Raw genomic sequence first — 21,490 nt, forward strand, 5'->3', positions numbered from 1 at the left:
TGTTTAGAAAACTTATCAAGTTACCTAAATTATTTATTAAGGTAATCTGTTTTATACACGTTTAACCTGAATGGACGGGATAGATTTTTCATACGAAGTGATCAATTATTCATTCCTTTAGAGGTTTTAAAAAAAGGGTGGGAGGCGATGGAAGGGATACCAATATATTATAGTCCTCTTGCAGAGGTTAATTTCCGTAAATATTTAGAAAAAGCACGTAGTGACCTTTTAGATAATTGGGATATTAAATATAACCTTCCTAAAGAGGCTCAGATTTCTGATTTATTTCTTGAAAATGCTACTGATAATGTTCTTCAATTTGTAATTCTTTATGTTGATCTTGCTGGGTCCACAAAATTAAGTTCTGAATTAGACATAGATACTTATTCAAAGATAATCAAAATATTTCTCATGCAAATGGCCAAAGTCGTAAACAATAGTAGAGGATATGTTTTGAAGTATGTGGGAGACTGTATTATTGGATATTTTCCAGCGGAAACTAACTACACTGGTATGTGTGATAATGCAATATCAGGTGCAATGTTAATGGGAATAGTTGTTGATAACGTAATCAATCCGGTATTTATATCCAAAGGATTCCCAGAAATAGGCTTTCATATTGGTATCGATGTAGGCAAAGCGAAGGTTACTGACATCGGTGCAAAAGGAATATCATGTACTCCAGATATCCTTGGAGAAGTCATGAACTTAACAGCCAAAATTCAAGCCTTGACTGGTAGAAATGAAATCATGATTGGTGAAAACGTTTATCATTTAATTCACTTCAATTGGCAGGAAATGTGCTCAGAGGTAATATTACCTGGAACGTGGCAACACATCTCTAAAGATACTGGCGAAAAATATAAAATATATAAATTCACGCCTTCAAGCATAAAGAAATAACTTCTCCATATTTTGCCTTCTTAGAAAATCTTCACATGTTTCAGTTTAGCGATTGTTAGTAAAAGCATAAATCAGGGTACTTGTATCATAAAAACCGAGTCTTTTGCTCATTTTGAATCTATAGCACCAGAGTGCTCAGGACTGCCACCACCAGCACGCAGGTGGATTTCGGGCTATGACCGAAATATAGAAAAAACAACGAACTTATACGAACTGAAACGAACTCCGGTATCGTGAGTTCATATGGAGTTCGTTCGAGTTCGTTGTTAATTTTGTTTCATCCCAGCTCGCAAAGAGCGCAAAGCTGGGGCGTCTTTTGATTATATATTCTTGCGCTACAAATGAATTCACATTTGCCTTCAGTGAGTTAGATTTGCGGTTACTTATTACCGAAGCAGTTCTTGATGCGGAAATTGCGGCGCAGATAATCATATTTCTTTAGACAGGATGAACAGGATCGACAGGATACGATTTTGTTCAAAAATCCTGTTCATCCTGTTATCCTGTCGAACGGTTATGTTGTGGCTTAGCTTTGCAATGGGATTCGCACAGCATAGCTTATATATGGCTGACAGATGGAGCGTCTTTTGATGCTTTATTCATGCGCCGCAACTGGATTTCGCATCTGTGTTCGTATATACAACACCTCTTGTGAGGATAAATAAGCATTCTCATACCTACATAAAGTAGGTCGAGAGGGTAACAAACATTGTGTTTGGGATCCGTTCCCGTGGATAAACCTGTTGCCTTCTCGTCCTTTTTATGCACGAATAAGTACGTTTTGGACATACATAAATGTTCCACATATAACAGGCGAACTTGTGTAAGAAAGGATAGTAGAAGGACTATGACTCTCTCGATCTAACATATAAAGCAATCAAAGAGGTCGAGTCAAATGAATAACAAAACAATGTTTTATGTCGGAATAGATGTTTCAAAAGACAAATCCGATATCTGCGTAAAAGACGAGAATGGGAACGATTTGATCCATAAGTTTAAAATCGCAAATAAGAAAGCAGATTTGGAAATGTTGTATGAAATAATTGAAAGAATAAAATCAAAAGCACCAGGAAATAGCGATGTTGTATTTGGAATGGAAGCAACAGGGGTATACTCTTTGCCTCTGTATTCAGCCTTGAAAAGAGACGGATATAAAGTCAGGCTTTACAATCCCATCCAGACAAACGGATATCGGAAAATAAATATCCGAAAGACAAAAACAGATCCCATAGATTCTGCAATCATAGCAGATATGCTTCGTCATTCTGAGCCACCACAGGTTAGTGAAATCCAGGATATGCACCTGTTTCAATTGAGAGAATTGGTGAGGGTTCGTCATCGTCTTATAGAAAAGAAAGCTCTATGTAAAGTGCAAATTATACGTAATATCGATACTATTTGGCCTGATTATGAAAGTGCAATGAAAAGAGTTTTGGGGCCGCATCATTGGCAATACTGAAAAAATATTCTGTACCTTCAAAATTGATAGGTGAATCCTTTGAGGAATTCTATGACCTTGTCAAAAAGAAGAGTAGATCGAAAATATCCCGATCAAAAGCTGAAGAAATATATGCTAATGCAGGAAATATTTTGACCATACCTGAACTTGAATCGGTTATGTCTATTGAAATTAAGACATTGATTACTGAACTTGAATTGTATGATGAGCAAATAAAATCGGTTGAGGAAAAAATTGATCAGATGATGATGCTGACAGATACAAAAATAATGTCAATACCAGGTATAGCTGACATACTGGGTCCGACTATTCTTGGTGAAATCGGAGACGTTGAACGATTTTCAAATGCCAAGAAATTAGTTGCTTTTGCTGGTCTTGATCCTGTTGTGAGCCAGTCCGGAAGATATGAGAATAAAAGTGGAAAGATCTCTAAAAGAGGATCTCCACTGCTTCGACAAGCTCTTTTTCTGGCAGCAAATACTGCTATTCAAAACGATGATAACTTGAAACGATTCTATACAAAGAAAAGAAATGAAGGAAAGCATCATTTTTCAGCTTTGAATGCGGTAGCGGCAAAATTGTTGAGAATTGTCTATTGGGTTTTGAAGAACAATAAGGAGTATCAGACACAGCCGAATTAATCTTATTCTTATGAATGGGAATATGGCCAAACAAATGATTAGTGGATACTATTTTATCATACTGTACAAGTATTGTTAGTTGTGAATATATGCCACCGGTAATTAAATGCTAAACTCCGCCAACGGCGGCGCTTCCGTTGGGGTCTGGGGTCGCAACCCCAGCGCTATATCACTTGGATTGACCGAAAGTGTTAATAGTACGCTTATCTGCGTTCATCTGCGGTCTCATATTTCCGAAACAGTTCATTGATACTGAAATATCGGCGCTGATAATTAAATAATATATATATATATATAAAAAAAAATAAATATTGGGGGCAGGACAGGATAAATGAGGAGCGGAAAGACCTTTTAAAAATCACTTTCACACCGCTATGCTAATCCTTTTAGACTCCAAAGACATCTTAACAAAACAAGAAAAATACCTACAAAGAGATATAAACATGAATTCAAAGGATGCACTTGTTGTTTTTGAGGGAACTAAAATACGGCGAACATGGAACAACAATGAATGGTGGTTCGTATTAGAGGATATAGTATATATTTTAACCGATTCCAGCGACCCCAAACAGTATATTCAAAAGATGAAACAAAGAGATGAACCCCTGGCAAAAGGGTGGGTACAAATTGTACATACCCTTACAGTAGATACTCCGGGAGGGATGCAAAAAATGAATTGCGTGAATACAGAAGGAGCATTCAGGATATTACAGTCCATTCCATCCCACAAAGCCGAACCTTTTAAATTATGGCTCGCAAAAGTTGGCTATGAACGTGTGCAGGAGATAGAAGACCCGGAACTGGCACAAAAACGGATGAAGGATATCTATAAATTGAAAGGCTACTCCGAGGAATGGATCGAGAAAAGAGCAAGGGGGATCGCGATAAGGGATGAACTGACTGACGAATGGGATAAAAGAGGCGCAAAATCCAGACAGGATTACTCTATTTTGACTGCTGAGATATCAAGAGCTACTTTTGGATTGACACCCGCCGAATATAAACGATTAAAAGGATTGAAGACTGAAAATTTAAGAGACCACATGGATGATATTGAATTGATACTCACAATGCTTGGCGAGGCTACTACTACACGATTTACACGCGACAGGGATTCACAGGAGTTCCCTGAATTGCGAAATGATGCAAAAGATGGTGGAGATGTAGCGGGAGCGACACGAAAAGATATTGAAGGAAAATTGGGAAAAAGCGTGGTTTCAAGCGATAATTATCTCGAAGCGCCGGAAAAGACAAAAAGAATAGGAAGAAAGAAGAAAAACATGGAATTGGGATTATGAGAACTGCGCCCCCTCTTTTCGAAAATTTGTGGCTGGCATGAAACGGCAAATTTGCAGGTAAATATGGTGCTAAAATGCGGCTGAACTTTGCGTTATTCAATGCGATATTCACCGCAAAGGACGCAAAGAGCGCAAAGCTGGGGCGTCTTCTGATTCTGGATTCATGCGCAACAAAGGGATTTCGCATCTTAATCTACGGATTCAAATGTTCAAAAACATATATTGATGCTGAAATCTTCAGATACCTCTTTCAAATCCTTCATTAAACACGTGGAATAACTATTTATGTATTCAATCACAATCTTTTGAATACATATTGGCGCTACAATAACAACTCGTGTACCTGATGACATCGAGAAGAATATCGAAAACATCTCCCGCATTGAACATCTTGATAAATCAACAGTAGTCCGCAGGCTCCTGAGTAAAGCAGTACAGGACTGGCTGATAGAAAATGCACTGGAGCAGTACAGGGATGGGAAAATAACGATCGGCAAGGCGGCAGACATGGTGGGCATTCCTCTTCGCGAGATGATATCTATTGCTGCAAAGAAAGAAATACCATTCCAGTACAGCTTCGATGATCTCCAGGAAGATTTTCGTACGGCTAAGCTTCATGTCCACATATCTCCTGCAGTAAAATAGATAAAAATTTCGATGCAGTTTAAATGTACAAAACACAATGTATAGCTCTATTTACAGTATATTTCCCGAATGAACCACAGAGAGCACAGAGAACACAGAGACATATTTAAAAAATCTCTGTGCTCTCTGTGACCTCTGTGGTTTTGAATTTTCGGATAGGTTCTAAGAGATTATTGATGTAATAAAAACAAACGGCAGATATGTAATCCTATCGCGCTCTTCCAGAATATTTTTGCAGGCAACAATAATATTATCCGGTTTGTATTTCTCCCTGAAACTATCCAGCGATCTTCCGGGACTTCTTCCCCCGCTCTTTGATTCAATGGCGGTAAACCCTGCTTTATCCAGTACGAAATCCACCTCTGCTCTGGATTTACTTCTCCAGAATTTTACTTCCATACCAGCATAAGTGAGCTGGTTGAAAATAAAATTCTCATTCAATAGACCGATATCCTGTCTGAGGTCATATGACCTGAAATCATCAATAACACTATTCCTGATACCATTATCATAAAAATAAATTTTTGGAACTTTAATAATTTCAGTTCTTTTGTTGGTGAAAAAAGGGATCACTCTTTTGCAGATGAAGGTTTTTTCCAGAATATTAAGATGGGTTAAAAGGCTACTGTAATTAAACTCTGAAGCTTCACACAGGTTATTGTAAGATACAAGTCCTCCGAGCTGCAATGAAAGCGCTTTTATTAGTTTGCTCATGTTAAAATCAGTCGTTAGACCCAGGAGGTCTTTTATCTCCCTGAGAAAGTAAGTGCTATAAATATTACGAAGGACTGTTTTTTTCTCATCGTCAGTATTTGCCAGTGCAACTCTTGGATATCCGCCAAATATCAGGTATTCATCATAAACGACATTCACCATATCAATAAGTGCAGAGCTGACCTCCGGAAATTTTCCTTTATTGGACAGGTACGCTTTGATCGCCTCTTTTTTTTCAAGATATACGCCAAAAAGCGACTCGTTTTTAAATAGCAAGAATTCTTCAAACGAAAGCGGATACAAATCAAACACAAATATTCTCCCAACAAGGTATTTGATGCCATGTATCGTGAGTCCGGGCGCAGATGATCCGGAAATAAGTATTTTTGTTCCAGGATAGCGATCGTATATGTACTTCAGTTTTTGTCCGCTTTCCTTTGCATACTGGAATTCATCAATGATAAGATAGCGGTAGTCTCTGGCATAAATCTCTGCAAATGCTTTCTCATCCTCCACGAACAGTTCCAGTGTTTTCCTGTCCTCAAAGCTCAGGAACACTGCTTTTTCAAGTGTGTCTAATATATGCCTCATGAGTGTTGTTTTGCCTGACTGGCGGGGACCGAGGATAGCGATTATTTCAGGCATTTGCAGATGTTGTATTATTGTCTGTTCCAGGTCTCTTTTTATGTATGGCATAGTTTTAACCCTGCTAAAATTTACATATTGATATTATTAGCAGGGAAGATATTTAAAATTTTGGTATCATATAATTTTGCCTTTTTAGTTTAATTCCTTATTTACGTAAAAGAATATCAATTAAAACACAGGCGTTAACTATATCATTATTGTAGAGCAGTTTTAATGGGATGACAGGCTGGATAGATTCTATTTCAGGAAAAAAGCAAATTTTATTCTCCAAACACCGTTTTCATTATTTTATCTTTTTAATACTTTCCTTGGCGCTGGTCATGGACTTTTTCTCTCCGGGTTACATTTTAACCCTGGATATGATATTTACCCCTGATACTTTTCGAATATCGGATTCATTTTACGGATTGAGCAATCAATATTCTACTTTGCCTCTGTATGCATTTCTTGATCTCATAGGTATTTTTCTCTCAAATGAAATAATTCAAAAATTGATTTTTTTCCTTGTCTTTTTTGTTTCAGGTGTCTCAATGTACAAACTCTGTCCTGAAGAATGGGGAATAGGAAGATATTTTGCTGGCTTTCTGTACATGATCAATCCTTTTATCTATGTCAGGTTCCTGGCAGGTCACTGGCTGATCCTGCTTGCTTACGCGATCTCACCAATAGTTATTAAATCCTTCATGGATTTTTTCAAGAACCCTTCTACTAAAAGATCATTATATGCAGCCTTTCTCATAACAGTTGTATTTTTTATTGAGACTCATACGCCATTCCTTTTGTTGATCGTTTTTGGTATTTTTTATATTATTAAAATTTTTGAATGCGGGAAAAATGCGCAAGAGGTCATTTATATATCAAAAAGATCGCTCTTGATCGGTTTATCCCTGCTGTTGCTTAACTCGTACTGGCTTATCCCGAATTTTACAGGAAATAACACTCCTCTTGGTGAGATCACAAACTCCGATCTTTATCTTTTTACAACCAAACATGATATCAACTTCAACACTCTCTTTACAACATCCTCCATGTACGGCTTCTGGCGCGGCGGCTACCTGTATACAAAAGATTTGCTGCCGTACTGGTACCTCTTTTTCATCTTCATATTATTTCTTGCAGTTCATGGTTTCACTTTAAACTACAGGCATCCGGAGTATGGGGTCTATGTCAGGTCATTCGGAATAGTTGCTGTCCTGTCGGCATTGCTTGCCACAGGTATTTCCGGCCCACTCGGAAGCGCATTCGAATTTCTTTTTAACAACATATTCCTTTTTAAAGGATTCAGGGAACCCCAGAAATTTGTGGCGCTTCTTGTAATGGCTTACGCATATCTCGGAGGTCTGGGAGTTGCAGAGCTGGAAAAGATTATAAAAGCAAAAAGTTCAGGAAGCAACGTATATAATAACGTTAATAAATTCGGGACATGGCTCCTGATCGCTCTTGCAATTTCGACTCCTTTCATTTATTCCTACACTATATTTGATGGCTTCCAGGGCCAGCTTAAAACCACTGATTATCCGAAAGACTGGTACGCTGTGAACGATTACCTTAATGAGGATAAACAGGATTTTAATATATTGTTCATGCCATGGCACCTTTATATGGACTTCAAGTGGCTTCCAACACCCCAGAAACGCATTGCAAATCCGGCAAGCATCTTTTTTGATCAGCCTGTGATGCAGGGGGAAAATATGGAGGCCGGACTGATCTATAGTTCTTCTTCAAACCCGGTTACAGATTACATCGAGTTCCTGTTATGGAAGAAAGATAAAATAGAGAATTTCGGTGAACTTGTTGCGCCGCTCAATGTGAAATATATAATTCTTACAAAAGAAGTTGATTATGGACAATATGATTTTCTTTATAAACAAAGGGATCTGGAGCTGGTAAAGGACACTGAAAATCTTATAGTTTTCAGGAACATGTATCCGGTCTCCAAATTTTACGAGGCAGATAGGGTGATCACCATAAAAGGCTGGGAGGATTTACTTGATTTGAGCAGGACCCGGGACATAACTTCATTTGCTATTGTGATAGGGAATGAAACAAATATAGAATCATCGACAGGGCAGGCTCTTAATTATTCTATTGACTATCCTGCCAGGTATTTACTCGATCGGCCTTCGAAACGCTATATTGTTTTTTCCCGGGGGTATTCAGAAGACTGGAAGCTTGAAGGAAAGCCTCCTTTTGCGAACTTTGGAGTAACGAACGCTTATGATACTTCCGGGGTCATAGAGAATATTATATATTATGAAAGATTTAATATTTATTTAATTGGATATATTGTTTCAGGGATTGCATTCATATTTTTGATGATCTTATATTTTAATGAAAAAATCCGCAAAAGAGTTGGCTTATAGCTTATCTTTTTTCAGAGAACCACACACCAACGAGCATTATTCCCATCAAGGCGAAAAGTATCCTGACAACAGTTAATGAACTGTCATGAAACAGGGAAATCAATACAACTTCCAGGACAGAAACAGCACCCAGGATATACAAAAACCTGTATTTGCGTGTTGCAAGGTCATAGAAAACAAAGGTGTTTGCAAGTGAGAAAAAAGCCGTACCTGCTGCAAAATAAACAAGAAGATTGTTGATCTTTGCGAATTCAGGACCGAATAATAGTTTTATAATGAAATCCGGGGCAAATATGAATAATGCAACAATAAAAAACGATATGCTACCTGTATACAATAGACTATTCCTGAGTAAATTACTTCCATTATGATTTTTTTGATCCATAACGGTTGCTTTTGGGAACATGACCATTGCGATAGGCGTGGTGACAAATAATATGATTTTCCCCAGAAGTCCTGCTGCGGCATAGTATCCCGCTTCTTCGTTGCTCAGATAGTGTTTTACGATGAGCATATCCGCATTTGTCACGAAAGTAAGCCCGATGGTTGCCAGAAGTACCACCATCGAGTAATTAAATAACCTGATATTTCCATTCACTTCTTTACTTTCTTTTAGAAAGCCTAATGGCGTAAAAGCAAGTAAGAGCGCCAGAAGCGATCCAATGAACAATGCAAGTAATGCGCCGTTCACCCCAAAGCCGAAATAAACCAGGATAAACCCGGAAAGCAACTTGAATAAAGTTCCTGCAACGCTGTTAATTCCCATATGTCCGAACATTTGCATACCCTGTAAAGTGCCGATCAATACTGGTGCGAGAAAGGAAATAAATAATAAAATAGATAAAATAAAAAAATACACATTTGAATTTATTTTCAGGAAATCCGCTATGTAAATACTCAAAATAAAGAACAGGACAGATACCGGTAATGCTATAAGAGTAAGTTTGCGGAATACATACTTTAACAGGTATTTTATTTTTTCAGGCTCAGAGCTGTGATCTGACACCAGTTTTGCTACAGATGTCTGGATCGTGGATGAAGGTACGGACATTATATAGAGCAGCGCTACAAGCGAACTATAAATTCCATAATCTGATGGTCCGAGCATTCTTCCAACATAAAGCTGGAATAAATAATTCAATAATCCTGCTATAACAGAAGCTACAAACAGGACACTGCTGTGTTTTAAAAGTTCATTACTTTTAAAAAGCTTGATAAAATTCATAAAGTGATACATAAATTCCTGTTCCATGCTTAAATGTTGTTTAAACCTCAACTCCACATAATATAAGTAATATATAGATATATTATCTCTCAGCAACCCGATACCACATGAAGCAAAATAGTTAGTAACTATACGAACAATATTTATAGTTGGGCTAATATACAGAATAATATGACTAAAAATAAACCAGCAATTTCACTTCAAAATTTTACCTCAACCCAGCTGATGGAGTACGATGCCTGCACACGATGCGGTGAGTGCGTCAAATACTGTCCAACTTATGAAGGAAGAAATAAAGACCAGGCTATTGAACCCAGGGATAAAATATTGCGGTGGAGAAAATATGTCGATAGGAGCTATGGATTGAGAGCAAAACTTTTCGGACCTGCAAAGATACCGGATGAGGAATTGAAGAAATACACAGATGATCTGTATAACTGTACAGTATGCGGTATGTGCGGTACGGTATGCTGTGCGGGAATTAATACGGTCGAACTCTGGGAAGCAAATCGTGCAAACCTTGTAAAGCGCGGATTTGGCCCGTACGGTAAGCAGAGCCTGTTCCCAAAGCTGATCGGGGAAGGACACAATCCGTATATGAAGCAGCAAAAAGACCGCCTCGCCTGGATGACGCCTGATATCAGGATAGCCGGGAAATCTGATATTGCATATTTCATTGGCTGCACTGCAGGATACAACCAGCAGGTGCTCTGCGTCAGCACTGCAAGAATTTTGAACAAGCTCAATGTACCATTCATGGTTCTCGGAGAAGATGAATGGTGCTGCTCTTCAGCACTTATAAGGACCGGACAGCAGCATCTCGATGATGTTCCGAAAAAAGCTGCTTTACATAATATCGAGGCATTGAAAGCACGCGGCGCAAAAAGGGTGATATTCGCGTGCGCAGGATGCTTCAGGGCTTCAAAAATAGACTGGCCTCGCGCCTATGGGAAACCGCTGCCTTTTGAGTCGATCCATATGTCGCAGTTCCTCGCAGAACAGCTTGATGCCGGGAAGATTAAATGGGAAAAGAGTTTTGATAAAACCGTAACCTATCATGACCCATGCCACCTGGGAAGACATGTCGGCGTATTTGAGGAACCCAGGAAAGTCCTGAAAAGCATGCCTGGCATCAAACTTGTGGAAATGGAAAGGAATCGCAAAGAACAGAGATGCTGCGGCGCAGGCGGAGGCGTGAAAGCCGGTATCCCGGACCTTGCACTTGCTGTTGCTAAAGACCGGATGAATGATGCCAGGGCCACTGGTGCCCGGGTATTGATCAGCACATGCCCTTTTTGCAGGCGCAACCTGCTTGACGGAAGGGACGAACTGAAGATGGACCTGAACGTTGACGATCTTGTGGTTCTTACTGCAAACCTGATGGGTCTTTCCACAGATGTTAAACCACCTTTACCGGGTGCGCCAAAAGAGAGCATCAGCGATATGTTCAGGACACAGACCATACCTCCAAAACCGACTGAGCCAAAGAAAGAAGCCCCAAAGGAAGCACCAGGGAATACGAAATAAAACTAATTCACTTATCCGGAATTTCTGCCAGCTTCAATCCTGCCAGTCCCATTATAATAATAAATAACAGCAATGAAGCCGTATATCCGAATCCTGCTGATGATTTCAGTAATATTTTTGATGCAGCGATCAAAATAATAAAAATCACAACTGACACAAGCGCGAGTGTGATCTCCAGGGATTTTTTATTCATAGCACCACAAGTTTTGCATCAATTATACCTGAGACGGCTTTAATATCATCCAGTATCGCTTCATCTACTTCGCTATCGATGTTCAGCACCATAATAGCTTCACCTCCCGCCGTTATCCGGCCAACCTGCATTCCTGCGATATTGATCTTGTTCTTTCCAAGTATCATGCAGCACGGCCCGATGATGTTGGGGTGGTCTTCGTGTCTTGCAACTATCATATATTTTGAAGGAACCACATCGATCCGGTATTCGTCGATCTGAACTATGCGCGACTCTTTTCCAACGATGGTACCGCTTACGATTTTTTCTTCCCCTTTCTTCGTCAGTTTCACTGCGATCTGGCTGGAATATCCCTGATTCGTCTTGGATTTGCTTTCTATTATCTTTATCTTTCGCTCTTTTGCTATGGTCGGGGCATTTACGTAATTAACCCCGGGGCCAAGAACAGGTTCAAGCAGGCCTTTTAATACTGCAAGTGTTAAAGGCGCCACATTATGCTCTGCGATTTCACCGCAGTATGAAATTTCTACTTTTTCGTAATTGCTCCCGATAAGATACATACAGAGCTTCCCGATTTTCTCCGCAAGAGGGAAATATGGTTCAAGAACCTGCATGGCATCGGGTTTTATATATGGCATGTTGATGGCGTTTTTCACAGGGAGACCTTTCAGGGAATTGACTATCTGTTCGGCGACTGAGATGGCAACGTTGATCTGGGCTTCTTCTGTGGAAGCTCCAAGGTGCGGCGTCATAATAACGCGCTCAAGTTCGATAAGAGGGCTGTCAAAAGGCGGCTCTTTCACGAAAACATCGATCGCAGCACCGCTTACGATGCCATCTTTGATTGCTTTTGCAAGCGCTTCTTCATTAATGATGCCTCCTCTTGCGCAGTTTATAATGCGTGCCCCCTTCTTCATAACAGCGAAATCCTTTGTGCTGATAAGATCCTTTGTCTCTTTTGTGAGGGGTGTATGTACAGTAATATAATCTGCCCGTTTAACGATGTCTATGACAGTTGTAAGCTCAACACCAAGTTCATTAGCCCTCTCAGGAGAGATGAAAGGGTCATAAGCTAATATATTCATCTCCATTCCCTGGGCGCGTTTTGCGACTTCTGCCCCGATCCTTCCAAGTCCCACAACCCCGAGTGTTTTTCCCCTGACCTCAACACCCATGAATTTTTTCCTGTCCCATTTTTTGGCTTTCAGGGACGCATTTGCCTGAGGAATGTTCCTTGACATCGCCATCATCATGGCTACCGTATGCTCAGCTGCTGAAATGGTATTGCCCTCTGGCGCATTAACTACGATTATTCCCCGTTCCGTGGCTGCACTAACATCAATATTATCCACACCGACGCCGGCTCTCCCTATGATTTTTAATTTTTTGCCTGCATTTATGACATCTTTTGTAACCTGTGTTTCGCTGCGGACAATGAGGGCTTCATAATTACCGATCTTTGCGATCAGTTCATCGGGCTTAAGGCCGGTTGCAATATCAACATCAAATTCTTTTTTCAATATCTCGACACCCTGGTCGGATATGGGGTCGCTTACAAGTATCTTCAAGATTATCACCAGATAAATCGGTCTAATAAGACTATAAGCATTTCAGCTTTTCGTTAAAGCTTAGATATTTCAGCTTTGAAGGTTAAAAGAAAGCCATGTCAAATCCTCCAACAATCAGGGATGATGGAAAATCCGCAAGACCATTTGTTTTTATTAACGCGGCCATGAGCGCTGACGGGAAAATTGCCACAATTGAACGCAGGCAGACCCGGATATCAGGAAGCCTGGATTTTGACCGCATGGATGAACTCAGGGCATCAGCAGATGCCATTATGGTGGGAATCGGCACTGTGCTTTCTGATAATCCAAGCCTTACTGTGAAATCAAAAAACAGGAAGGAGAGGAGGCTTGCCACAGGACTTTCGGAAAATCCTATCAGAATAGTTGTTGACAGCCTGGCAAGAACACCGGTTGATGCGGATATCTTTAAAAAGGGTGAAGGCAAACGCTTAATCGCTGTTTCCGAAAGTGCGCCTGCCGAAAAAATCCGGAGGCTTTCAAAGCTTGCCGACATAATTTGTATCGGGAAAAAGGACGTTGATCTTGCCAGGCTTCTTTTTGAATTGAAGAACCGGGGTATCAACCGCCTTATGGTCGAAGGGGGCGCGACCCTCAACTGGGGGTTGATTTCAAATGGGCTTGTGGATAAGATATATACTTTTGTCGGGAATATCATAATCGGAGGCAAAACAGCCCCGACACTGGTGGATGGTGAAGGATACGCATCTGGTTTTTGCAGGCTTGCCCTTATATCCTGCGAGAAAATGGGAGATGGGATTCTTATAAAATGGAAAGTCATTTTGTAGAGTAGTAACCTTTAATATCATTTACGTCAATTGTAAACACATGGTTAAGCTCGATCAAATCAACATTTCAAATGACGGCCTCACTAAATTTTTCAGTCCCATAGAGGCTGCAATACTCCGGGCATTGTGGAGTGAAGGGGAAATGACCACCTCAGAGCTAACAGGAAAGACAAATATCCCGTTGACGAGTGTTGCAGGAACTCTTGACAGGCTTGTGAAGGCAGGATATACAACGCGGCGAACTGAAATGGTTAATGGAAGAGTAAGATATGTTTATGAACCGGTCCTTTCAGAAGAAGAAGCGGCCAGCGAGATCACAACAAAAATACTTGACAGCCTGGTACAGGCATTCGGCCCTGTTGCGGTTGAAAACTTTTCAAAATACAGTGATAAAAAATGAATCTATTCGGTGAAATAAGCTGTTATGGGCAGTGCTTAGGATCATGGGCACCAATTGTAGCTTTTATTGTTATAATATCAATAACATCAATAGCAACGAGCTTGATGTTAAAGGACCCGAAAAAAAGGCTTCAAACATTTGCTTTTGCGCAGGTTTCGGGGCTAATTGGCGTAGCCTTAACATATTATCTCATGAATTGCAGTGAGATGCTGTCAATGTATCTCTTTTTAGCTTATGTGGCTATTTCCACAATCCTGATATTTTGTACGCTGCGTTATTATGACAGGCTGATGATAAAACGACTTGAAGCAAAACCCGCAGGAAGCATTTTGAAATGGACACAGGAATATGTGGATAAGCTTACATCTGCAAAAGTTTATTATTTTGATTCCGCGGTTCCAAAAGCATTTGCAGCAGGACGTTCGATTTTCATATCAATAGGACTTCTAGAAATATTGGATGATAATGAATTGAAGGCCGTACTGGCGCATGAATCATGGCATATACGGCATAATTCCAGAATGCCATTTCTTTCGCGGTTTGCATTAATGGCATTTTCATCCTCCTCCGAGCCTGAAATTGAAGATCAGGCAGATCGTTTTGCAGCCAGGATCGCAGGACGTGCGGCACTTTTTTCTGCGCGAAATAAGGTTGATAAAGTATTTATCTAAGAAAATATAAGGTAGATAAAGTATTTATTTAAGAAAATATAAGGATGATAGAATATGTGGCTTAAATTAAGATTGTATTTAATAATGGCAGTATTGTTTGCCATAATCTATGGACTTGTGGTATTTGCAGTGAATCAAATGGGACTTCAGGGGACAGGATTTTTCTTTTATGCTGTTATCGCAACGATCATGATGCTGATCCAGTACATGATAGGACCAAAGATGGTAGAATGGTCAATGGGGATACACTATGTTACTGAAGCAGAACACCCGGACCTTCACAGGATGGTCGCTGAACTTGCAAGAGATGCCGGTATTCCGAAACCCAGGATTGGCATAGCCAGAATACCCATACCAAATGCATTTGCATTCGGGCGCTGGGCAAAAGACGGACGTGTTTGTGTTACCGAAGGTATAATGAGCCTGCTTAATGAAAAAGAACTGAGGGCAGTTCTGGCGCATGAAATATCACACCTGAAACACAGGGATGTTGCGATCATAACGATGATTAGCGTAATTCCCATGATATGCTGGTACTTTGCATGGAACCAGCTGTTCTCAGGAGGCAGGGAACGGGGAAATGGAGTGCTTATTGGAATAGTGGCACTGGTTATATATTTTATAACAAATCTACTTATCCTGTACGTATCACGGATCAGGGAATATTATGCAGATGAAGGTGCAGTCAAACTCGGTAGCTCACCGCATCATCTTGCATCAGCTCTTTATAAACTTGTTTATGGCAGTGCCAGGGTTTCTAAAGAATCGTTAAAACCCGTAGAGGGTATGAAAGCCTTCTTTGCTAATGACCCGTCGCGAGCTGGCAGTGATATAAGGGAATTATCCCAGATAGACCTTGATGGAAGTGGGACTATCGATATGAACGAACTTATGGCTCTTCGGACCCGCCCGATAAAGGTCAAGACCGGCGATAAGTTATTGGAAATGTTCAGCACACATCCGAATATGCTAAAACGCATCCAGCGGTTGTCCTCTCTCCAGGGGATTTCAGCATATTAATTTTTAACGCCATATCGTAGCTTATTCATTAAGTTCAAGCGCTAAGGCATCATCACAGTCCCCGTAATATTTCCGGTCTGCTTCTCAATAAGTTCAATATCCTGTATCACAACATCGCTTAATCCTGTGGATACTGTAACTGAACTATTCGGATAGTGTGTTACGTACATGGCCGTAAGATCATATGTACCTGTAGTAACGGCCAGCGAATAGAATCCTGTTTCATTTGTCCTTGTTGAAATACTAGTATTCGTGAATACATTCACACCTGCGATACCTGTTTTACTGACACTGTCCATAACTGTGCCATTGATAAAAGGGGATGGCGTGAAATTCATATAAGTGACAGTACCTGTTGATGAACTCACGTTGATGGAAGTGCCATCCTTCATATACTCGTTATTCACCAGTATTCTCCATGATGCATAACCGGGCACATCAATATTCACAGTATGAATGCCATTCTGTAATACGACGAGATTATATTTTCCTTCAGAATTTGAGTAATCGCTGTCACCGCCATTTATGGATATATATGCATTCGGTACAGGCGATCCCCCGTCCATAATCGTTCCAGTAATAACACCTGAATTTTCAAATTGCCCATGATCATAGGCTGCTGTCGTACTTGCTTCATATGCATAATCCGACTGTATCGGATCACCTGTATGGTACACATAGGCATCTTTCACAAAATATGGACCATTCATCAATGTTCCATATAAGTATCTTCCATCAAAGTCCAGCTGTATCTTTTGAGGCTGGCTGTCATTCAAGAAGGTCATATTGTTTGCCCAGATGATCTCTTCTCCACTGCTGTCCATCAATCTTGCCATTGCCACAACATTTCCAGAATTCTTTGGAATCAGTTCTATTTCCACAGTCAGATTCTCGTACAGACCATCATTGTCGGTATCTGTAACATAATCAAAATACTTACCTGTTAGCACAACAAGGTACTGGAAATTACTGTGATCATAAGACGATGTGGTATATGCATCGCTTATGTAATCCAGTTTGTTGCCATCTCCATCAAACAATATGATATCCTTTAAATAATATTGTCCGTCCATGCCATGGCCAAATAAACGCAACCCGCTGAAGTTCAATTCTAATGATTGAGTCCCTGCATCCAGGTAAACATAATTGTTGCTTGATGATACAATTTCACTCCCATTACTATCATACAGCGATCCGCTCACAAGATAATTCCCTGCAACTGAAACATTGATCCCGGCATTCACTATGAGGTAGTTAAATGACCCATCCGAATCTGTATCTTTTCCATAATCAGAATAGGAATTATTAAATTCAGCGCTTTTATTTTGAAAATCGGTATAATTATATGTATATGTTCTATATGGACTATAAGCAAAGTCGATCTGACTGTTATTCATATCAAAAATTTTTAAATAGGTTAGATTATACGGGCCATCAATCCTATGCTGGCGAATTGCTGATCCATTAAAGTATAGAGTTGAAGTCTGGTTTCCAGCATATAAATATTGGGGAGTTATTGCCATTACTATGGCATCTCCATTTTTATCATAAAGCCATCCTTCCAGTTCATAATTCCCGGATACTGCAACAGTCACTCCTGCATTAATGGTTAAATTATCATAGAATCCATCATCATTAGTATCTGATCCAGCATCAGAATAATTACCTGAAAATTCCACATCCTTCCTGTCAAAATCCACAAATAAATACGGGGATGTTACATAAGCATTATATACCTGATCAATTCCAATGCCCTCCTGATCATCCAGCAATAAACTCAGGTTATAGGGTCCATCCACTCCATTTTGACGAATTTCTAATCCAGAAAAGTTCAAATTTATAGTCTGGTTCCCTGCAGTAAGTATGAAGGGCTCATTAAGCCAGATAATCTCGTTCCCGTTTTGGTCCGAGAGAGTGGAAAATATGGAAAATGTTCCTCCTTCTGTCACATTTATCTCTGCTGATATTGTTAAGAACTCATATAACCCGTCTCCGTCAGTATCTACTCCCATATCTGAATAGTTTCCCGTAATAGTTGCATTTACGGGTAAATAAAATAAATCTTCAAATGATTTAGGTTTTGCTTTCTCAGGCGGATTGGATTGCTTTCCTGGGAACGCCCAATCGTTTTCCACTACTCCTCTTGCCGAATTCGCAGCCTTCATAGCCATATATTCATTATCACCGTAGCACTTATATTCACGGGCTTTTTTTGCTTCAAGATTATAGGTATCTGTGGTATCATTCCTGGTATGTGATATGTTATCCTCATAGGAGTCCGGAAGGCTATCGTTATATTTCCGGCTTCTATAACATAATGCGGGATTATAATCTGAATCATTTTTACCTGTGAAATTACCCCCTGCTTTCCATTGGTCTTTCACCCAGATATGATAAAGTTCATGCTCAATAACTTCAGCAGTGGTATCAATTCCTGTTACGGTTGGTCCTCCAAAACTCTCGCCATTGTCAAGTACAATAGCACGATCATAATGTGTGTCCGCTGCCCTCGGCGCGAGATAAACTTTTCCTCCCTGTGCATACCCATAACCCGGGGCACTTGCATTATATGTTGTATCTTCCATTTTTGGAACAGCCTTATCTTTTGTCCAGTATTCGAACCAGTTCGGAGTTATACCATTATCCTTGTCGTATTTTACAAAAAATATCTTAAAGCTTTTATTTTTAGTGCCGGATCCACCATTCTCACCTCCAGAATCAGTATAAAACATTTTTCCATTAATATTTTGTATTCCATGATCTGCTGGCTTGTACGTATATTTCATTCCTTGAGCATCAACAGGAATGCCGGGTCCTGCCCAGACAATTTTTGTTACTGTATATCCAACTCCTTCTTTTATTATTGCCCCCAGAGTGGCATTATATTTCGCCAGAGGATTTGTCTCATTGCCAGGAGGTCCTGTCAGATTGATATCCACAAATATTGGAGGTTCAGATTTTATATTGATCGCTTTATCAAACACGTTTCCCCATGTCCAGCTAAGTTCACACGGGTCGTTCGGGTCGTGATTCCATCCAAGATTTGCCCGCAATAATGTAGAATTAACAGCAATTGGAGGAATTGTTACAGGCTTACTGGCATACATATTCCCTTTATAGTTTATGTTTTTATAACCAGTCAGCATATCATCAATAACTTTTTCGTTATTCTCAAAAACTTTGTTTCCATTCCAATCAATCCATACATTAACATACTCCGGACTTTTGTCATATTCGGGACATGTTTTTCCATTGGTGCAGCCCGTGGGATTCTTAATGAAAACATCGACATCGATCTCCATAGTCCCACCGGGTTTTTGATTGTATTTAATATCTAAAATATGCTCATACTGCGTATTCCCGCCGTTTGATTCGCAGTAAGCTGTATCATTCTGGCTAATTACAACAGAGGCATCTTTAACAGGAACCGGAATGACAGATCGAACATCCTGCTCTTGATCAATGCCATCTGCCACTGCTATGTTCACTGATATGGTCAACCACGCAGACAATAAAATTGAAAGCACAGCTATTCTAAATACCTTTATGCAAGTACAATAAGCATCCGAAATAAGCAATTTCATAATTCCACAATCCTATCCTGCCAATTGAGAGGTCTCATTCTATCCGGTTCCACTCATTAATTTTGTGAACATTCAAAGTATATAATCGTTCCGAAAAAGTTTGATTTATTATTTTGCATTAATGCATAGCAGTAATATAGAAAAATATAATATCTATTAAATCTTCAAAAAATTGAGGATAGGTCTTAAAAAAATTCCAGATTTTAAAATATTGATCCATATTTGAAATCTGGTGGAGGATGGATATGGGAAAATATTTTATAAAAATATTGATTATATTAGTTGTAATAATATTAATATCTTCAAATGCCAGAGCCGATTTTGATTTTGGCATAAGTGTGGCTCCGGCAAGGCTGCAACTTGCACCTGGCGGGGCGGGAATGTTTGAGATAAGTGTGGAGGATCTCTCCAGTCCTTTGACCGGCGGAACAGTCACCCTTAGTGTATCACATGATGATGTTGGGCACAATATAGCTGGGGCCGGGCTTGCACCTAACCCTCTTGGTGTGCCGCGAGGAGGCATTGGCCGCGCAACCTGGAATGTAATTGCTTCCCCTGATGCCGTACCTGGTACAGTTATCCATGTGGATTTTTCTGGAAGCGACCCGATCCATCATGCTTTTGCTGAAATAGAAATAGCACAGCCCGTAGGTGGAACCATGCTCAGGATCAATAAACTTGATCTGCTTGCTGCGTATCTTTCTTCTTCGTATGCAGCTTTAGGAATAGTTTCTTCTCTGGTATTGTTGATATTGGGCAGAAGAATGAAGAGGTTTTGATATTAATTTTTAAGATGAATGAAAAAAAAAGAATCTTAAGTGCGGTAATTATTATTTTTTTATTGATTTTTGGCGTCTCTAATTCCGATGATATGGATTTAGAATCCCAGGATTCAAAAATTGAAATATATGCAGATGCAAATTTCCAGAAAAAAGCAGCTATAATAGATCAGTTATTTCAATATCAGAACATGACTTTTGTTGAAACAGCCACAGACATATTGAACCAGAGTGGATACACCGTAGATTATTTCAGCAATAATATAACCGTGGATTTTTACAGGAACCTGCCAGATAAAGGATATAATGTAATAATTTTCAGAGTTCATTCCCTGGCTACTTATAACGAGACAACAAACGTTCCTGTTTCTTTATTTACTTCTGAGCGTTATGATAAGAATAAATATATTTATGAGAGTCTTACAGACAGGCTTTCAAATGTCATATATTCACAGTATGAATACAAAAAAGGAATATCATATTTTGGAATAAATCCATCCTTTATATCAGACAGTACAAAAGGCAACTTCCAGGACACGATTGTCATTACAATGGGATGCGAAGGACTTCGCAATAATATGATGGCCAGGGCTTTCATCGAAAAAGGAGCCATTGTTTATATCGGCTGGAATTCCCAGATACTGGCATCAAAAACAGATAGTACAACTATTAATTTCATGGAACATTTCTTCCTCGAAAAACTCACCCTCAGGAATGCAATACGAGAAACTTTCAATGAAACCGGAGGTGACCATCAAAACTTTCTATATTACTATCCCGTTAAAATGGGTTATATTAAAAGTGAATGAAAATTTGAAATGGGCCTGACCGGATTTGAACCGGTGACCGCCCGGTTATGAGCCGGGCGCTCTAACCTGACTAAGCTACAGGCCCTCAAAAGTGCATTATGGTTTTAATTTAGCTATTAAATACTAAAACGCCGCCAACAGGGCTCGAACCTGTGACATCCTGGTTAACAGCCAGGCACTCTACCAGCTGAGTTATGGCGGCATTGTCAAGCGAATCCTAAAGGGGTATCATTTGAT

The 21,490-nt window shown here is 39.8% G+C and carries 18 protein-coding genes and 2 tRNA genes; 13 read left to right on the forward strand and 7 right to left on the reverse strand.

Features of this window, described 5'->3' with window-relative positions; translation table 11 throughout:
- Positions 1-147: 147 nt before the first annotated feature.
- The 5 genes from FIB07_16475 (at position 148) to FIB07_16495 (ending at position 4,946) form a co-directional block, all read left to right on the forward strand.
- Positions 148-903 carry an adenylate/guanylate cyclase domain-containing protein gene (locus tag FIB07_16475; GenBank protein NJD54445.1) on the forward strand — a complete coding sequence of 252 codons (756 nt, stop codon included), beginning with the start codon at positions 148-150 and terminating at the stop codon, positions 901-903.
- 895 nt (positions 904-1,798) lie between these two features.
- A complete protein-coding gene (locus FIB07_16480) occupies positions 1,799-2,362 on the forward strand; it encodes an IS110 family transposase (GenBank protein ID NJD54446.1) in 564 nt (187 codons plus the stop codon).
- Entirely contained in the window at positions 2,350-3,003 is a 654-nt protein-coding gene (locus FIB07_16485) for a transposase (protein NJD54447.1), read from the forward strand. The genes FIB07_16480 and FIB07_16485 overlap by 13 nt, the downstream gene beginning before the upstream one ends.
- A 443-nt stretch (positions 3,004-3,446) precedes the next feature.
- Positions 3,447-4,301 carry a Bro-N domain-containing protein gene (locus tag FIB07_16490; protein ID NJD54448.1) on the forward strand — a complete coding sequence of 285 codons (855 nt, stop codon included), beginning with the start codon at positions 3,447-3,449 and terminating at the stop codon, positions 4,299-4,301.
- A gap of 309 nt (positions 4,302-4,610) precedes the next feature.
- Positions 4,611-4,946: a hypothetical protein gene (locus FIB07_16495; protein ID NJD54449.1), complete on the forward strand. Its 336-nt coding sequence runs from the start codon at positions 4,611-4,613 to the stop codon at positions 4,944-4,946.
- 162 nt (positions 4,947-5,108) lie between these two features.
- Here the strand turns inward: FIB07_16495 and FIB07_16500 are convergent, their stop codons facing one another.
- Complete coding sequence (locus FIB07_16500) at positions 5,109-6,356, reverse strand: ATP-binding protein (GenBank protein NJD54450.1); 1,248 nt, start codon at positions 6,354-6,356, stop codon at positions 5,109-5,111.
- A 170-nt stretch (positions 6,357-6,526) separates the two neighbouring features.
- On the opposite strand from FIB07_16500, the gene FIB07_16505 reads away from it, so the two are divergent.
- Positions 6,527-8,671 (forward strand): hypothetical protein, encoded by a 2,145-nt coding sequence (locus FIB07_16505; GenBank protein NJD54451.1) that lies wholly within the window; start codon positions 6,527-6,529, stop codon positions 8,669-8,671.
- A gap of 1 nt (position 8,672) precedes the next feature.
- Here the strand turns inward: FIB07_16505 and FIB07_16510 are convergent, their stop codons facing one another.
- Positions 8,673-9,923 carry a hypothetical protein gene (locus FIB07_16510; GenBank protein ID NJD54452.1) on the reverse strand — a complete coding sequence of 417 codons (1,251 nt, stop codon included), beginning with the start codon at positions 9,921-9,923 and terminating at the stop codon, positions 8,673-8,675.
- Positions 9,924-10,067: 144 nt separating this feature from the next.
- On the opposite strand from FIB07_16510, the gene FIB07_16515 reads away from it, so the two are divergent.
- The gene (locus tag FIB07_16515) at positions 10,068-11,423 is read left to right on the forward strand and encodes a (Fe-S)-binding protein (GenBank protein ID NJD54453.1); all 1,356 of its coding nucleotides are present in this window, start codon (positions 10,068-10,070) and stop codon (positions 11,421-11,423) included.
- A gap of 7 nt (positions 11,424-11,430) precedes the next feature.
- Here FIB07_16515 and FIB07_16520 read toward each other — a convergent pair whose 3' ends face one another.
- Positions 11,431-11,616, reverse strand: coding sequence for a hypothetical protein (locus FIB07_16520; protein NJD54454.1), 186 nt, complete (start codon positions 11,614-11,616; stop codon positions 11,431-11,433).
- The gene (locus FIB07_16525) at positions 11,613-13,184 is read right to left on the reverse strand and encodes a phosphoglycerate dehydrogenase (protein ID NJD54455.1); all 1,572 of its coding nucleotides are present in this window, start codon (positions 13,182-13,184) and stop codon (positions 11,613-11,615) included. The genes FIB07_16520 and FIB07_16525 overlap by 4 nt, the downstream gene beginning before the upstream one ends.
- A gap of 95 nt (positions 13,185-13,279) precedes the next feature.
- Here FIB07_16525 and FIB07_16530 point away from each other — a divergent pair, with 95 nt between their 5' ends.
- From FIB07_16530 to FIB07_16545, 4 genes are read left to right on the forward strand one after another with little or no spacing between them, the layout of a single operon-like run.
- The gene (locus FIB07_16530; protein ID NJD54456.1) at positions 13,280-13,990 is read left to right on the forward strand and encodes a 2,5-diamino-6-(ribosylamino)-4(3H)-pyrimidinone 5'-phosphate reductase; all 711 of its coding nucleotides are present in this window, start codon (positions 13,280-13,282) and stop codon (positions 13,988-13,990) included.
- A 40-nt stretch (positions 13,991-14,030) separates the two neighbouring features.
- Entirely contained in the window at positions 14,031-14,390 is a 360-nt protein-coding gene (locus FIB07_16535) for a MarR family transcriptional regulator (GenBank protein NJD54457.1), read from the forward strand.
- Positions 14,387-15,061, forward strand: a complete 675-nt coding sequence (locus FIB07_16540; protein NJD54458.1) for a hypothetical protein — start codon at positions 14,387-14,389, stop codon at positions 15,059-15,061. Before FIB07_16535 ends, FIB07_16540 begins: the two co-directional genes overlap by 4 nt.
- A 54-nt stretch (positions 15,062-15,115) precedes the next feature.
- Entirely contained in the window at positions 15,116-16,081 is a 966-nt protein-coding gene (locus FIB07_16545; GenBank protein ID NJD54459.1) for a peptidase, read from the forward strand.
- Between the two features lie 41 nt (positions 16,082-16,122).
- On the opposite strand, the gene FIB07_16550 is transcribed toward FIB07_16545, so the two are convergent.
- Positions 16,123-19,665 (reverse strand): carboxypeptidase regulatory-like domain-containing protein, encoded by a 3,543-nt coding sequence (locus tag FIB07_16550; protein ID NJD54460.1) that lies wholly within the window; start codon positions 19,663-19,665, stop codon positions 16,123-16,125.
- A 245-nt stretch (positions 19,666-19,910) separates the two neighbouring features.
- On the opposite strand from FIB07_16550, the gene FIB07_16555 reads away from it, so the two are divergent.
- Entirely contained in the window at positions 19,911-20,444 is a 534-nt protein-coding gene (locus tag FIB07_16555; protein NJD54461.1) for a hypothetical protein, read from the forward strand.
- Between the two features lie 14 nt (positions 20,445-20,458).
- The gene (locus tag FIB07_16560; protein ID NJD54462.1) at positions 20,459-21,253 is read left to right on the forward strand and encodes a hypothetical protein; all 795 of its coding nucleotides are present in this window, start codon (positions 20,459-20,461) and stop codon (positions 21,251-21,253) included.
- Between the two features lie 10 nt (positions 21,254-21,263).
- On the opposite strand, the gene FIB07_16565 is transcribed toward FIB07_16560, so the two are convergent.
- Both FIB07_16565 and FIB07_16570 read right to left on the reverse strand, forming a co-directional pair.
- A tRNA-Met gene (locus FIB07_16565) sits at positions 21,264-21,338 on the reverse strand.
- Positions 21,339-21,382: 44 nt separating this feature from the next.
- Positions 21,383-21,455, reverse strand: a tRNA-Asn gene (locus FIB07_16570).
- Positions 21,456-21,490: the final 35 nt, after the last annotated feature.

This window comes from Candidatus Methanoperedens sp. (assembly GCA_012026795.1).
In the GTDB taxonomy this organism is placed as follows: Archaea; Halobacteriota; Methanosarcinia; order Methanosarcinales; family Methanoperedenaceae; genus Methanoperedens.

Bases quoted from the DNA above. Each gene is read 5' to 3' on its own strand.
- FIB07_16560 (NJD54462.1), top strand. From the start codon at position 20,459: ATGAATGAAAAAAAAAGAATCTTAAGTGCGGTAATTATTATTTTTTTA.
- FIB07_16555 (NJD54461.1), top strand. From the start codon at position 19,911: ATGGGAAAATATTTTATAAAAATATTGATTATATTAGTTGTAATAATA.
- FIB07_16480 (NJD54446.1), top strand. From the start codon at position 1,799: ATGAATAACAAAACAATGTTTTATGTCGGAATAGATGTTTCAAAAGAC.
- FIB07_16530 (NJD54456.1), top strand. From the start codon at position 13,280: ATGTCAAATCCTCCAACAATCAGGGATGATGGAAAATCCGCAAGACCA.
- FIB07_16535 (NJD54457.1), top strand. From the start codon at position 14,031: ATGGTTAAGCTCGATCAAATCAACATTTCAAATGACGGCCTCACTAAA.
- FIB07_16505 (NJD54451.1), top strand. From the start codon at position 6,527: ATGACAGGCTGGATAGATTCTATTTCAGGAAAAAAGCAAATTTTATTC.
- FIB07_16510 (NJD54452.1), bottom strand. From the start codon at position 9,923: ATGGAACAGGAATTTATGTATCACTTTATGAATTTTATCAAGCTTTTT.
- FIB07_16490 (NJD54448.1), top strand. From the start codon at position 3,447: ATGAATTCAAAGGATGCACTTGTTGTTTTTGAGGGAACTAAAATACGG.
- FIB07_16475 (NJD54445.1), top strand. From the start codon at position 148: ATGGAAGGGATACCAATATATTATAGTCCTCTTGCAGAGGTTAATTTC.
- FIB07_16515 (NJD54453.1), top strand. From the start codon at position 10,068: ATGACTAAAAATAAACCAGCAATTTCACTTCAAAATTTTACCTCAACC.
- FIB07_16500 (NJD54450.1), bottom strand. From the start codon at position 6,356: ATGCCATACATAAAAAGAGACCTGGAACAGACAATAATACAACATCTG.
- FIB07_16540 (NJD54458.1), top strand. From the start codon at position 14,387: ATGAATCTATTCGGTGAAATAAGCTGTTATGGGCAGTGCTTAGGATCA.
- FIB07_16520 (NJD54454.1), bottom strand. From the start codon at position 11,616: ATGAATAAAAAATCCCTGGAGATCACACTCGCGCTTGTGTCAGTTGTG.
- FIB07_16545 (NJD54459.1), top strand. From the start codon at position 15,116: ATGTGGCTTAAATTAAGATTGTATTTAATAATGGCAGTATTGTTTGCC.
- FIB07_16550 (NJD54460.1), bottom strand. From the start codon at position 19,665: ATGAAATTGCTTATTTCGGATGCTTATTGTACTTGCATAAAGGTATTT.